This is a genomic window from Cellulomonas citrea, from assembly GCF_009829685.1.
Classification (GTDB): Bacteria; Actinomycetota; Actinomycetes; order Actinomycetales; family Cellulomonadaceae; genus Cellulomonas; species Cellulomonas citrea.
The window spans coordinates 1-13,354 of sequence record NZ_VWSD01000079.1; the positions used below are offsets into that span (position 1 = coordinate 1).

General features: G+C 70.4%; 11 protein-coding genes. 2 read left to right on the forward strand and 9 right to left on the reverse strand.

Features of this window, described 5'->3' with window-relative positions; all coding sequences use genetic code 11:
- The 4 genes from F2B26_RS09995 to F2B26_RS10010 all read right to left on the reverse strand — a co-directional run.
- The coding region (locus F2B26_RS09995; RefSeq protein WP_328698668.1) for a glycoside hydrolase family 3 N-terminal domain-containing protein at nucleotides 1–924 on the reverse strand (924 nt) is incomplete at its 3' end.
- Nucleotides 925–952: 28 nt separating this feature from the next.
- Complete coding sequence (locus tag F2B26_RS10000; RefSeq protein WP_235929596.1) at nucleotides 953–3,913, reverse strand: glycoside hydrolase family 3 protein; 2,961 nt, start codon at nucleotides 3,911–3,913, stop codon at nucleotides 953–955.
- Nucleotides 3,914–3,994: 81 nt separating this feature from the next.
- On the reverse strand, nucleotides 3,995–4,405 hold the full coding sequence (locus F2B26_RS10005) for a hypothetical protein (protein ID WP_159808905.1): 411 nt from the start codon (nucleotides 4,403–4,405) through the stop codon (nucleotides 3,995–3,997).
- 109 nt (nucleotides 4,406–4,514) lie between these two features.
- Nucleotides 4,515–6,908, reverse strand: a complete 2,394-nt coding sequence (locus tag F2B26_RS10010) for a glycoside hydrolase family 3 protein (protein WP_159808907.1) — start codon at nucleotides 6,906–6,908, stop codon at nucleotides 4,515–4,517.
- 305 nt (nucleotides 6,909–7,213) lie between these two features.
- Between F2B26_RS10010 and glf the strand changes: the two genes are divergently transcribed.
- The gene (gene glf, locus F2B26_RS10015) at nucleotides 7,214–8,374 is read left to right on the forward strand and encodes a UDP-galactopyranose mutase (protein ID WP_159808919.1); all 1,161 of its coding nucleotides are present in this window, start codon (nucleotides 7,214–7,216) and stop codon (nucleotides 8,372–8,374) included.
- Between the two features lie 6 nt (nucleotides 8,375–8,380).
- Here the strand turns inward: glf and F2B26_RS10020 are convergent, their stop codons facing one another.
- The 4 genes from F2B26_RS10020 to F2B26_RS10035 form a co-directional block, all read right to left on the reverse strand.
- Nucleotides 8,381–9,781, reverse strand: a complete 1,401-nt coding sequence (locus tag F2B26_RS10020) for an ATP-binding protein (RefSeq protein WP_159808909.1) — start codon at nucleotides 9,779–9,781, stop codon at nucleotides 8,381–8,383.
- Entirely contained in the window at nucleotides 9,778–10,491 is a 714-nt protein-coding gene (locus tag F2B26_RS10025; RefSeq protein ID WP_201292689.1) for a LytR/AlgR family response regulator transcription factor, read from the reverse strand. The genes F2B26_RS10020 and F2B26_RS10025 overlap by 4 nt, the downstream gene beginning before the upstream one ends.
- A gap of 121 nt (nucleotides 10,492–10,612) precedes the next feature.
- Complete coding sequence (locus F2B26_RS10030; RefSeq protein WP_159808913.1) at nucleotides 10,613–11,188, reverse strand: hypothetical protein; 576 nt, start codon at nucleotides 11,186–11,188, stop codon at nucleotides 10,613–10,615.
- 278 nt (nucleotides 11,189–11,466) lie between these two features.
- Nucleotides 11,467–12,051: a hypothetical protein gene (locus tag F2B26_RS10035; protein WP_159808915.1), complete on the reverse strand. Its 585-nt coding sequence runs from the start codon at nucleotides 12,049–12,051 to the stop codon at nucleotides 11,467–11,469.
- 169 nt (nucleotides 12,052–12,220) lie between these two features.
- On the opposite strand from F2B26_RS10035, the gene F2B26_RS10040 reads away from it, so the two are divergent.
- A complete protein-coding gene (locus F2B26_RS10040; RefSeq protein WP_235929597.1) occupies nucleotides 12,221–12,769 on the forward strand; it encodes a hypothetical protein in 549 nt (182 codons plus the stop codon).
- Here the strand turns inward: F2B26_RS10040 and F2B26_RS10045 are convergent.
- Nucleotides 12,751–13,354 (reverse strand): NAD(P)/FAD-dependent oxidoreductase (locus tag F2B26_RS10045; protein ID WP_201292690.1); only part of this gene is annotated, 604 nt, incomplete at its 5' end. The genes F2B26_RS10040 and F2B26_RS10045 overlap by 19 nt on opposite strands.

Genomic DNA, 13,354 nt, shown 5'->3' on the forward strand with positions numbered 1-13,354 from the left:
GAGGCGGCCGGACTCGACGGCCGCGACGAGCTGGCGCGCCGAGGCCAGACCGGCTGCCGGCATCTCGAGCGTGCCGCCCGCCGCGGCCGCCGCGACGATGTCGTTGCAGCCGCCCCAGTCGGAGATCACGGCACCGTCGAAGCCCCACTCCTCGCGGAGCACCTGGGTGAGGATGAACGGGTCCTCGTGCGCATAGGTCCCGTTGACCAGGTTGTACGAGGACATGATCGAGCGCGGCTTCGCCTCGGTGACGACGATCCCGAACGCCGTGAGGTAGATCTCGCGAAGCGTGCGCTCGTCGACCACGGAGTCCGAGACCATCCGCGCCAGCTCCTGGGAGTTGGCGGCGTAGTGCTTGGGACAGGCCGCCACACCCTGGGACTGGATGCCGCGCACGTACCCGGCAGCCATCCGGCCGGCGAGCAGCGGGTCCTCGGAGAAGTACTCGAAGTTGCGGCCGCCCAGCGGTGAGCGCTTGACGTTGAGACCCGGGCCCAGCAGCACGTCGACGCCCTGCGCCGCCGCCTCGGCACCCAGCGCCGCGCCCACCCGCGCGGCCAGCTCGACGTCCCACGTGTTCGCGACGGCCGCCGCGGTCGGGAAGCACGTCGCGGGGTCGGAGGCGTTGAGCCCCAGGTGGTCGGCCGAACCGGCCTGGCGACGCACGCCGTGCGGGCCGTCCGCGAGCCACAGCGCGCGCACCCCGTGCCGCGGGAGGGCGTGCGTCTCCCAGACGGACGCGCCGGTGAGCAGCGCCGCCTTCTCCAGGAGAGACAGGTTCTCGATCATGACGTCCTCTTCGTGCGGGTAGGCCGAGGGGACCCGGTCAGGGGCCCAGGTCAGGTCCCGGCGCCGGTGGGCGCTCTCGGGACCGGGTGCGGGTGCGACGAGGTGTCCCGTCGGGCCGGTGGTGGTGGGCGCCACCGGCCCGACGGGGACCGAGGGCCGGCGGCTAGGAGCCGGCGGGCGCGTCGGCCTTGCGCTGCCGCAGCACCCGGCGCGTCAGCAGCAGAGCACCGACGAGGACCACGAGACCGAGCAGCACCGAGACGCCGATCTGGACGTACACCCAGGTGGGCGGTGTGTAGGTGACCGTCGCGCCAGGCGCCAGGCCGTTCATCGCGTTGGAGTTCGCGACCGTGAACAAGATGTTGTGGGTCGCGTTCCGGATGTCCGTCACGGCCTTCGCCGAGCTCGTGTCCTGGAAGGACTTCGACGGCTGGAACGTGAGCGTGAGGTCCGTGCCCGCGCTGATGCCCTGGTTGGGGTTCATGTACGGGTAGAGGTTGAAGTCCGAGATCGCGAAGCCCTGGAAGCCCCACTCGTCACGCAGCACGGTCGTCATGAGGGCGGACGAGCCGCCCGCCCACGTCGCGCCGACCCGGTTGAAGGAGCTCATGACGCCGCCGGCGCCGATGGTCGTCTCCTTGACCGTGCCGTCCTTGTCGGCAACGTACGTCACCTTCATCGAGACGTGCTTCACGGCCATCTCGAACGGCTTGAGGTAGAGCTCGCGGACCGTCTGCTCGGTCGCCCAGGTGGCCAGGCCGTTGTCGACGCGGTTGGTCTCCTGCTCGTTGAGCGCGAAGTGCTTGAGCATCGTGTAGACGCCGTACTCCGCCGCGCCGTTGGCGACCGACGTGAGCATCTGCCCGGACAGGTACGGGTCCTCCGAGTAGTACTCGAAGTCACGACCGCCGAAGGGCGAGCGGTGCAGGTTGGCCGCCGGGGCGTACCAGCCGTTGATGCCCTTGAACAGGGCCTCGTTGCCGAGCATCTCGCCCATGGCCGTGCCGAGGTCGGTGTCCCACGTCTGCGCGATGAGCACCTGCGAGGGGTACGCGACGCCGTTGATCGACGAGTTGATGAAGGACGAGAACCCGGCCGGACCGTCCGGCTCGACCGTCGCCGGCTTGGCGATGGAGGCGATCGGCCCCGTCTGGTACGCGCCGTTGAGGAGCACGTCCGTCATCTCCCCGACCTTGAGGGAGTCGAGCAGCGTGTCCCACCGCGGGTCGTCCTTCGGCAACCCGCGCAGATCGGCGAGGGTGAGGTCGCCGCTCGCGCCGGTCGTCGGTGTGCTGCCGGTGAAGGTCTTCGCCGCCGCCTGCGCGTCCCAGGCCTTGAAGCCGGCCACGATCGCGTCGTCCGCGTGCAGCTGCTCGGCCGTCGGGGCCTTCGGGAACGTGCCGGCGAAGTCGGCGCGCGACATCGGCAGGATCTGCGAGCCCGTGGGCTGCGACGAGAACTGGGCCGAGAGGTCGTCGAACTGGTTGGTCACGGCGGTCTTGTCGCTCGCCCGGTGGTTGTCGCCGGAGTACACGACGGCCTTGTCCACCGTGTAGGTGATCGGCTCGGTGCCCGCGGCGATCGTGTGCGAGTCGTCCCGCACGGTGAGCGTGTAGTCGCCGGCCTCGAGCACGTACGCCTTGGCGTCCTGGTCGTCGTACGAGGCCATGTCCTCGACGGCCAGCTCGAGCGTCACGGTCTCGCTCTTGCCCGGCTCGATGACGCCGGTCTTGTCGAACGCACCGAGCACGACGGCCGGCTTCTCGATCCCGCCCTTGGTGTACGGCGCCGAGTAGTAGAGCTGGACGACGTCCTTGCCCGCGACCGTGCCGGTGTTCGTCACCTCGACGGTCACCGTGATCGTGCCGTCGACGGCGCCCTTCTGGGTGCCGGTGATCTTCTGGGCGAAGCCCGTGTAGCTCAGGCCGTAGCCGAACGGGTAGACGACGGCCTCGTCGTAGTCGATGAAGCCCTCGACCGCCGCGGTCTCGTAGTAGCGGTAGCCGATGTAGATGCCCTCGGCGTAGTTGACGAACGGGGCGTCGGAGGTGACCGTCGCGTTCGATGCGGCGCTCTCCACGGCCGAGACCGGGTACGACGCCGTGATGTTGTCGTAGACGAAGCCACCGAAGTTGGGGTACGTCGGGTCCTTCGTGAAGTCGGTGGCCCACACGTCGGCGGTTCGGCCCGAAGGGTTGACCTGACCCGCGAGGATCTGGCCGAGGGCGTCGAAGCCGCTCGCACCGGGTGAGCCGGCGAGCAGGACGGCGTCGACCTTGGGGTCGTCCTGGATCGGGCCCATCTCGATGGTCGTCGAGGCGTTGACGACCACGATGACCTTGTCGAAGCTCGACGTCGCGAGCGCGAGCAGGTCCTTCTCGTCCTTGTTGAGCTCGAGCTGGTGCTGGCCGGCCACGGCGTTGTCGTCCCAGCCGGTCATGTCACGCGTGAGGTCGCCACCCTCACCGCCGGGGCGGCCGATGAAGATGATCGCCGCGTCCGAGTAGCCGGCGAAGGTCGAGGACTGCGCCTCGTACTGCGCGACCGGCATCTCACCGATCTCGTAGCTCGACTTCGCGGGGTTGTCCATCTCGATGTGGCCGCGGGGCGTCGCCGCCGCGAAGTCCGCGATCGTCTGGAAGACCGCGTCGTTGACCTGGAAGCCGGCGTCCTCAAGGCCCGCGCGGGCGGTGACCGCCGAGTTCGTGTCGACCGAGCCGGAGCCCGAGCCGCCGAACACCGGGTCTGCCGCGGCGCGGCCGAGCATCGTCACCTTCGCGCCCGAGGCCAGCGGCAGGGCCGCGGCGCTGTTCTTCGCGAGGACGATGCCGCCGGCGGCGATGTCCTTGACGAGATCCTTCGCTGCGGCGTCGACCTCGTCCATGTCCTTGTACGTCGACGTGTAGTACTGCGTGTCCCAGCCCGCGGACTCCTCGGAGTTCGTGAACGTGTAGGTGCCGGCGCCGAACTGGGACGCGACCCAGCCGCCCGCGACCACGAGGGCCACGTTGGCGACGACCGTGATGACGGCCACGGTGGAGAGCACCGGGACCCAGATCCACAGCAGCTTCTTGTTCGACATCGGCTTCTTCGCGCGGGTGGCCTTCTTCGCCCTGGCGTTCACAACAATCCTCCTCGGTAGCGACCGGACGCGGGTACCCGCCCATGACGTGGGACGGGCGGGTACCCGCCGGGACCAGGCGTGCTACTTCTTCTTGGCCTCGGTGATGGTGCCGTCCTGGTCGATCTGCCAGGTCGTGCCGTCGGCGGCCGAGACCGCCTCGATGACGAACTTGCCGCCGTCGATGGTCACGGTGCCGGTGACGCGCTCGGCCTTGTCGGTCTTGACGAACGGCATGACCATGAGGCCGTACTTGACGGTCGGCTCCTTGACGTCGCTCGCGAGCATGACCTGGGCCCACGCCTTGTCCTTGAGGGCGTCGAGCACGGCCTGGCGCGCCGTCGTGAGGTCGCCGGCGACGTCGGCCGTCGACGCGGCGACCGACGAGGAGGCGGCGGGCTTGTCGTCCGAGGACGAGCAGCCGGTGAGGCCGGCCACCCCAGTGACGGCGATGACGAGGCCGAGGGCCACGGACAGCAGGGTGTTGCGCTTCACTTCTCGCTCCTAGTGAGGGATCTGACCGTGGGCCCACCCCACGGCCGGGTACTGCACGTGCGCAGGTGCCGGTGGGCGGCCGATCGCTCGGCCACCCACCGGCTCCCGCTCAGCCCTTGATCGGGCCGGTGTAGTTCAGGCCGAAGCCGTAGTCGTACGCGTTGCCGTCGGCGTCGGTGTACGGGGTCATGTCCTTGGGGACGTCCTCGAACTGCTTCTCGACCGTGTTCATGTCGGCCGGGAACTGGATCGGCAGGCGCCCCTTGGGCTCGTGCAGACCCAGGGCGACGTCGTAGATCGCCTGGTCACTGGTGCCGAAGCTGACCACGATGGCGTCCGACTTGGCCTCGAACTCGGCCGGGATGACCGGGTTGACGGCCTTGAGGGCGGTGATGACCGGGATGTCCTTGCCGGTCTTCTCGACGGCGGCCACGGCGCGGTCGAACGCGTCGAGGTCGGCCTCGTTGGAGACCTGCGAGGTGTGACCGAAGTAGGACCGGTTCTGCTTGGTGCCGTCGGGCAGGATGTCGCCCGAGATCGAGACCTTGCGGACGAACGGGCCGTTGGCCGTGTACGGGCGGTACTGCAGCGAGAGCGGGTACCACTCGCCGGTCGCCTTGTCGTAGCCGGAGTTGGCGAACACGGCGCCGGCGGACGGGCTCTTCATGCCCACGAGGACGAGGTCCACGTCGCTGAGGTCCGGAGCGGTGTAGCTCGTGACCTTGCCGTCGGCGTCCTTGACGACCTCGTCGGTGACGACCTTGCCGAAGTACTTCTTCGCGACATCGAGGCTGAGGGTCGGGCCCTCGGTGTAGGCCGCGTCGCCGAAGAGGCCTGCGTGGCCCGTGTCGAACGACTGCGGGATGTAGACGGTCTTGTCGGACCAGTCCGTGGCCTGCGAGGCCTTGATCGTCGCGCCGTTGTTCTTGAGCATGACGATCGAGTCGAGCTGGGCGTTGTAGCCCTCGGTGACCTTGTCCTCGCTGGCCAGGACCTTGGCCGACGCCTCGGGGTCGAGGTACGGGTCCTCGTAGAGGCCCACCTGGAAGAACATGCCGAGGATGCGGGCGCCCGACTCCTGGAAGCGGGTCTTCGCGTCGACCGACAGCTCACCCTTCTCGAACCGCTCCTGCCACAGCTTCGAGGCCTCGAGGATGTAGGTCGCGTCGTTGACGCCGCCGAACATGTCGACGCCGTTCTCCAGCACCTTGACGTAGCGCTCCGCCGGGGTCAGGTCCTCGGCGCCCCAGCCCGTCGCGATGAACGCGTTGGGGTCCTTGGCACCGGTCATGACGCCCCAGTCGGTGACGACGACGCCCTGGTAGTTGTTGTCGTTGCGCAGGATGCTGGCGCGGCCTGCGTCGTACGCGCTGCCCATGCGGTCCTCGAAGAGCGGGTTGCCGTTGGCGTCGAGCGCGATCGAGTACGCGGTCATGACCGCCGCCGACTGCAGTGCGCCCTGGAACACGGAGACGTGCTCGGCGAGGTTGTCGCCCGGGTACACGCCGTACTTGCCGGCGTCGGTGTGCGCCTCGCGGCCACCCTCGCCCGGACCGTCACCGGCCCAGTGCTTGATCATGGCGTTGACCGACTCGGGGCCCCAGGCGTCCGTGCCGCCGCTGCCCTGGAAGCCGTCGACGTAGGCCTTGGCCAGCTCGGCCGAGGCCTTCGAGTCCTCGCCGAACGTGCCGGAGACACGCAGCCAGCGCGGCTCGGAGGCGAGGTCGATCTGCGGGCTGAGCGCGGTCGCGATGCCCAGGGCGCGGTACTCCGCGGAGGCCATCTCGCCGAACTTCTTCGTGTAGTCGGTGTCGAACGTCGCCGCGAGGCCGAGGTTCGACGGCCAGCGCGAGATGTCCGCACCGTCGGCGTTGTAGTCGTCGGCACCGGCGGTCGAGCGCGGGTCGGACGCGAAGTTCACCGGCACGTACGGGGTGTCGGCGGTCGCCAGCGTCTCGACGTAGGCCTGCATCGAGTTGACCCAGGGCACGGTGACCTTGGCGTCGCTGCCCGCGGCGTTGAGGACGGCGCGCAGGTTGGACTCCGACAGGTACGTCTTCTGGGGGTCGGTGAGGCCGTCCTGCGGGGAGCGCTCGTGCGAGCTGAACAGCATGAGGCCCGCGACCTGCTCGATCGACATCTGGGAGGCGAGGTCCTTGGCGCGGTCGGCGGCCGGCTTGCGCCAGTCCTCCCACGCGTCGAGCGTGCCGTTCGCGTTCATGTCCTTGAACGCGTAGGTCTTGCCGTCGACCTTCTCCTCGAGGAGCGTGATGCCGCTGTCCTTGCCGTAGGACAGCGTCTTCCCGTCGCCCGGGTTGTCGACGACCACGAAGGCCGTCGTGCCGTCCGTGACGTCGCGTGTCGTATAGCTCGTGTCCTTGGCCGAGGTGCTCCCGCTCGTGCAACCGGCCACGGCGACGAGCGCGAAGCCGGCGACCGCGGCTGCTGCCGTGAAGCTCGAGGATCGGCGGTCTCGCCGCGTCACCGTCGTCGTTGTCTTCATTGACCTTCCCTCTGTCAGGTGATCCGTCCACACGTGTCCCCCCCTCGCCCCGCCGTCGGGACCGGGCACGCGCGGCGTCGCGCTGTGTGCGAATCGTCGCGACCGGGGACGACGTGGTCCCTCGCTCGCGCCGCAAACCTAGGAAGGCCTCGGACCCCCTTCGACGCCTCGTGCACGAACTGTCGGTTTGGGCGCACGAACGGTTGCGAAGGTCACGGGCGGGTCACAGCCCCGATCACGAACAGGTCACGGAGCAGGCCCTAGACTCGGGCGACCGGGCGCCACGGCGGCACCGACGGGCCGTGATGGGAGGCGACCAGGTGGACCTCGTGGTGGTCGGCGCCGGGCTGTTCGGCCTCACCGTCGCGGAACGCGCGGCCGACGCCGGGCTGCGGGTCGCGCTCCTCGACCGCCGCGACCACCTCGGCGGCAACGCCTACGCCGACGTCGACCCGGCGACCGGCATCGAGGTGCACCGCTACGGCTCGCACATCTGGCACACGTCGAACGAGCGCGTGTGGCAGTACGCCCGGCGGTTCACGGCGTTCACCCACTACCGGCACCGGGTCTACTCGACGCACGCGGGGACGGTGTACCCGCTGCCGATCAACCTCGGCACGCTCAACCAGTTCTTCGGCACCGCGATGGGTCCCGACGAGGCCCGCGCGCTCGTCGCCCGCCAGGCCGCCGAGGTGGACGCCGAGGCGGCGGCCAACCTCGAGGACAAGGCGATCGCGCTCATCGGCCGGCCGCTGTACGAGGCGTTCATCCGCGACTACACCGCCAAGCAGTGGCAGACCGATCCGCGGGAGCTGCCCGCGTCGGTCATCGCACGGCTGCCCGTGCGCTACACGTACGACAACCGCTACTTCTCCGACACCTACGAGGGCCTGCCCGCCGACGGGTACGCGGCGTGGTTCGCGGCGATGGCGGACCACCCGCGGATCGAGGTGCACCTGGGGACGGACTTCTTCGACGACGGCCACCCGTGGTCCCGGTCGGCCGTCCGCGGCCAGGTCCCGGTGGTGTACACCGGACCCGTCGACCGGTACTTCGACCACTGCGCCGGGCAGCTCGGCTGGCGGACGCTCGACCTTCAGACGCAGACGCTGCCGGTGCGCGACCTCCAGGGCACCGCGGTGATGAACTACGCCGACCTCGATGTGCCGTGGACGCGGATCCACGAGTTCCGCCACTTCCGCCCCGAGCGCGAGGACCGCCACGCGCAGGACGCGACGGTCGTCATGCGTGAGACCTCACGGTTCGCCGGGCCGGACGACGAGCCCTACTACCCGGTGAGCACCGCGCAGGACCGCGAGCGCCTCGCCGCCTACCGCGCGCTCGCGGCCGACGAGCCCGGTGTGCACTTCGGCGGGCGGCTCGGGTCCTACCTGTACCTGGACATGCACATGGCGATCGCCTCGGCGCTGACCCTGTGGGACTCGGGTGCGGTCACGGCCGGCTGAGCACCGTCACCCGACGGCGGAGGCGGCCGACCGTCCGGCCGCGTCCGGCGACGGTGCCACGGTCGGCTGCGCGGGCAGCGGAAGCAGGACCCGCAGCACGAACCACCTGTCCTCGACGTTGACGGTCATCGAGCCGCCGTACTTCTCCGCGGTGTGCCGGATCGACTTGAGCCCGTACCCGTGCCGGGTGCGGTCCGCGCGGCGCGTGACGATGTCACCGTCCTCGGTGTGCAGCTCGCCGGTGAACCAGTTCTCGAACGCGATGAGCACGAACCCGTCCCGGGCGTAGACGGCGACCTTGATGAGCCGCTGCTCCGGGTCCGGGACAGCCATCACACCCTCGACGGCGTTCTCCAGCGCGTTGCCGAACACCGCCGCCACGTCCATCGTCGACATGAAGTCGAGCAGCGACCCGTCGACCACCGGGGTGAAGGTGATGCCGCGCTCGGCGCAGTCCGTGCTGGCCGTCGTGAGGATGACGTCGAGCACCCCGTTGCCGGTGTCCACCTTCGCCGCGAACCCGGAGATGCTCGCCTCCAGGTCGTCCAGGTAGGAGGCGCGCCGGCCCGGGTCGCCCGTCGCGCGGATCACCCCGATCTGGTGCTTGAGGTCGTGGTACGTGCGGTTGACCACCTCGATGTTGCGCTTGGACTGCAGGTACTGCTCGTGCTGGCGGCGCAGCATCTCGTCGATCGCGCGCACCTCGGCGTGCGCCCGCTGCTGCAGGCGTTGGCCCTGCTGGGCGTACAGCGCCACGAAACCCGCGAGGTCCACGAGCGTGCGGATGTAGAAGATCTCCGACCCGAGCCGCCCGCTGAACGGCGTGTTCGCGTTGAGGAAGCTGAGGTTGCTCATGAAGAACGTGACCAGCGCGATCGCCACCGCCGAGGCGAGCTCGCCCCACGTGACGTCGACCGGCTGCGCCGGGCGGAAGTGCCGCGACTCCGCCACGGCCGCACCGGCGAACCCGAGGCCGTAGACGACGACGAAGAACGCCACCTGCCAGCCCATCCCGGCGCGCCCCGCGGGCAGGAAGAAGAAGCAGTGCATCTGCCAGTGCAGCGCCGCCACCAGCTCGGCCAGCACGAGCGCCCGGGCCGCGAAGTAGCCGGCGTCCCGTGCGGACAACCGGGCCGCCGCGATGAGGAACCCGTACATGGACGCGGCGGCCGCGACCATCCCGACCGTCCACAGCCCGAGCGGCAGCCGGCCGGCGAGCAGCTGCACCCCGACCTGCACCCCGAGGGCCGCGGCGGCGAGCGCGCAGAGCTGTGCCCAGGGGAGGCGCCGGCGTCGCAGCAGCACGTAGACCATGCAGGCGAGCCATTCCGCGAACCCGGTCATCGCACGCGGGATGTCGGGCAGGTTCTCCTGGATGGCGACACCGTGCAGCAGCTGGACGATCACTGCAGCCTCGCCCCGAGGTAGTCGGTCATCGCCGCCAGGAACGCCTTCTTGCGCGGCCGGCTCACCAGGAGCTCGTGCCCGCCGACCAGCCGCGCGTCGCTGCCCGTGACGCCGAGGACGTGCCGCAGGTTCACCAGGTAGCCGGAGTTGCAGCGGAAGAAGTGCTTGCCCTCGAGCTGGGCCTCCAACGCCTTGAGCGGCGCGACCACCGAGTGCAGGCCGTCCACGGTGTGCACCATCGTGCGGTGCTTCACCGACTCGAGGAACACGATGTCGTCGGTCGGCAGCCGCACCAGTCCGCCGTCCACCTGGAGCAGCAGGTAGTCGGCCGAACGGCGGCGCAGCCGGGCCACCGAACGCTTGATCTCCTGCGCGAACGCGAAGTACGGCACGGGCTTGACGACGTAGCTGAGCGCGTCGACCTCGTACCCCTTGATCGCGTACTGCCGCATGTTCGTGATGAAGATGATGATGACGTCGGGGTCGAGCAGGCGGATCCGCTCGGCCGCGCTGAAGCCGTCCAGCCGGGGCATCTCGATGTCGAGCAGCAGGATGTCGAAGTCCGGCCGGTACCCGGCGACGACGTCCGCACCGTCGGAGAAGGTCGTCACCTGGAACTGCTCGTCCTGCCCCCGCTCGTATCGGCGCAGGTACTCCACCAGGAGGGCAGCACTGGCCGGATCGTCCTCGGCGATGCCGATCCTGATCACTGGGCCCGTCCCTCGAGGTCGCATGCGGCGCGACCTCGCTGCGTCGCACCGGCCCACAGCACGTCCGACGATGGACGAGCGCGGGGTGTGCGCAGATGGTAGGTGGGCCGGGCGCGACGTGTCAGCCTGGGCCTCCGGCCGGCCAGTGCGGAGCGGCCGTCGGCGGCCTCGCCGTCGAGGACAGGACCACGATCGCCGGCAGCGCGTAGAGACCGCACACCCCGAACCCTGCCGGGGTCAGCGGCGACAGCCCGCCCCCAACGAGCGAGACGCACGCACCGATGAGCGCGAGCACCAGCGTGGCGCCGGCCGCCGTTCGCAGGGGTCCGGGCCAGCCCTGGTCCGCGACCCGACGTCCGCGGACCGTCGTCACCGTGAGGATCCCGTCGGCGACGGTCATGGCAAGGCCGACCCCGATCAGCAGGGCCCCGAGCGCAACCCCCCAGGCGTCCGGACCCCGCTGGTCCGGCGGGGTGCTGTAGTCACGGGCGGCGATCACCGCACCGCCGACGATCGCGACCAGACCGATCGCCATGCAGGTCGCGTGGACGAGGACCAAGATCGTCGACCAGGGCCGGTGCGGCATCCGCACACGGCCGTCGACCACCCACGGCGACGGCGCGGACGCCAGTTCCGGAGCGCGCGGCACGCCGGACATGCCGAACTCGCCCTCAGGCCGTGCGTCCGACGCGCTCATCACGAGACCCCCCACTCGGATGTCTCGACGTTAACGGAGGTCGGTGGTTCGCCGACCGTCCACCCGGCCCGTTCACCCGTCCGGACGGGCGCCCCGCGCCACGAGCGGGGTGGAATGCTGATCGCCAACTCACGTCGGAGGCGGGGAATGCGCGCGGTGTGGCAGGCCTGGGTGGCACTCACCGCACGGTTCGGCGCGAACGACGTCGACGACGTCCGGCGGGCGATGGACGTGCGCGGCCCTGGGTGACCGCGCTGGGCGTCGCGGCGCTGCTCGGCCTAGCGCTCTTGCGCCTCTGGCAACTCGCACACTGACTGAGTCTGCGTGTGGCAGGACTCGACCCGGCGCCTGGCCTGCTCCACCCCGGAGGCCCCGTCGGGACAGGACGCCGGCGCGTCAGGACCCACGAACGCGGCGAATGCGTCGAGCCGTCGCTCAGACAGCGGGAGCACCTCGTCGATGCGCCTGGTGAGCACGCGGCGCAGAGCCGCGCTGCGGTGACGGTCGCCTGCGTCCTCCGCCGCATGCAGCGCCTCCGCGAGCGGCACCACCTCGTCGTACCAGCCGGGTTCGAGCCCGTCCGGGAGGAAGACGAACGAACCGCCCGGCACGATCCAGTCCGAGGACCGGCCAGTGATCGCTTCGTAGGCGTCGCGGACGGCACGCACGACGGCGTCCGACCCGAACACCTCGTCCTCCGCGACGACGAGCACATAGGCATGGCCGTCACCCCGCCCCGGCCAGCCGTACTCCGTGGTGGTGTCGACGGCCCAATCGTCGATGTCGAGTTCGGCACATCGCGCAGCGCTCAGCAGGTCTGCGAGGCGCTCCGCCGGACCATCGACGCGAACCTTGCGCAACATTGGCCGCCCCCTTCGTCGTCGCCGACCCCAGCATCCAGAGCTGGCGCCGGGTTGTCAGCTGCCTCTCTGGGCTCAGCGCGGATGTGATCGGCCGCCCGTCGCTGCGCCAGCCGGGCGGTCGCGAGACTCGCCGCTAGCTTCTCGCCGGTGCAGCTGCGAAGCTCCGGCCGTGGACGTCCGGCATGAGCGCTTCGTGCGCAGCGCGTTGGACACCGAGGAGACCGCCGAGATGGCGCGGGTGGATGCGCTCGCAGACGCGCTCGGGGCGCACCTGGAGGCTCAGGCCGAGCAGATCGACCTGGTCCACATCCACCGCGCCCGGTCCAGCGCCGTGCAGTCGATCGTCGCGGCGCTGCTGCGCGAACACCTCGGGTTCAGCGAGGAGGTCGTCCTGACCCCGCAGGACGGACTGGTCACGCAGGCCCGACCCGACTTCGTCTACTCCCTGGGCCCGGGCCGCGGCATCATCGCCGAGGTCGAACGCGGCGGGACGACGGCCAACAACCACGACCTCAAGGACCTGTGGAAGACCCACATCGCGTCCGACGCCCAGCACCTGTTCCTCATCGTGCCCAACGCGAACTGGAACGAGGCCGGCACCGCCCGCGAGCACCCGTACCACCGGGTGCTGAGCCGGCTCGGCACCTTCTTCGGCAACCCGCGACGGGAGATCGACGTGGTGAGCCTGCACGTCTTCGGCTACGGCCGCGAGGCCTGACCCGCCACCCACGCCGCCGCGCCGCGCCCCGCGACGACGCCCGTCGCGAACGAGGCCTGCAGCAGGTAGCCGCCGGTGGGCGCCTCCCAGTCGAGCATCTCGCCGGCGACGAAGGTGCCGCCCATCGCGCGCAGCATGAGGGTCTCGTCGACCTGCGACCAGGCGACCCCGCCCGCCGAGGAGATCGCCCGGTCGATCGGCATGGTCCCTGTCACCTGCACCGGCAGGGCCTTGACCAGGGCAGCCGCCTCATCGGCGCCGGACGGCAGGCCGCCGCCAGCCTCCCAGAGCAGCCCGGTGGACACCGGGTCGAGGCCGATCGCGCGGCGCAGCCAGCTCGCGGCGGAGTCCTTGGGGCGCCGGTGCGACAGCCGCGCGGCCAGCTGGTCGAGCGGCAGGTCGGGGCGCAGGTCGAGCTCCAGCACGCACCGCCCGTCGGCGTCGAGCGCCTGCCGGATCGTCGCGCCGAGGGCGTACAGCGGACCGCCCTCCAGCCCCGTCGCGGTGACCATCGCGTCGCCGCGCACGACGGCCCCGGGGCGTCCGCGCACCGCGACCGCCACCGTCTTGAGCGGCACCCCGGCG

Coding starts and splice junctions, on each gene's coding strand:
- F2B26_RS10010 (WP_159808907.1), bottom strand. CDS start 6,908: ATGAAGACAACGACGACGGTGACGCGGCGAGACCGCCGATCCTCGAGC.
- glf (WP_159808919.1), top strand. CDS start 7,214: ATGGGAGGCGACCAGGTGGACCTCGTGGTGGTCGGCGCCGGGCTGTTC.
- F2B26_RS10030 (WP_159808913.1), bottom strand. CDS start 11,188: ATGAGCGCGTCGGACGCACGGCCTGAGGGCGAGTTCGGCATGTCCGGC.
- F2B26_RS10035 (WP_159808915.1), bottom strand. CDS start 12,051: ATGTTGCGCAAGGTTCGCGTCGATGGTCCGGCGGAGCGCCTCGCAGAC.